Below are 217 nucleotides of genomic sequence, written 5' to 3'. Positions count from 1 at the left end.
AAAATGGATTTAATTGGATTTGGAGAAGAAGCTGGGGTTCGCTGCTTGCATCTCTGCGTACTCTCCCAAGTCGAAGTCGCTCAGCTGCAATGCTTTTACCTCATCATCCGTCAAACCAGCACTGCGTAGCAGCTCTGCAGCCATGGTGGGTTGATTGTGGGTCTGGGCGATTTGAGTGCAGGCGGCGATATAGCCAGCCAGATATGCCTTCTTCTCG

General features: G+C 51.6%; 1 protein-coding gene. It reads right to left on the bottom strand.

Translation table 11 applies throughout. The annotated features are described in order from the left end of the window. Window positions 1-9 precede the first annotated feature (9 nt). Window positions 10-217, bottom strand: a 208-nt coding sequence (locus PPL9_RS32435; RefSeq protein ID WP_161831335.1) for a hypothetical protein, incomplete at its 5' end; no start/stop codon positions are given.

The organism is Pseudovibrio sp. POLY-S9 (genome assembly GCF_001431305.1).
Taxonomy (GTDB): Bacteria; Pseudomonadota; Alphaproteobacteria; order Rhizobiales; family Stappiaceae; genus Pseudovibrio.
The sequence above is the reverse complement of the archived record's forward strand: the minus strand, read 5'-3'. Positions and strand labels throughout refer to the sequence as shown.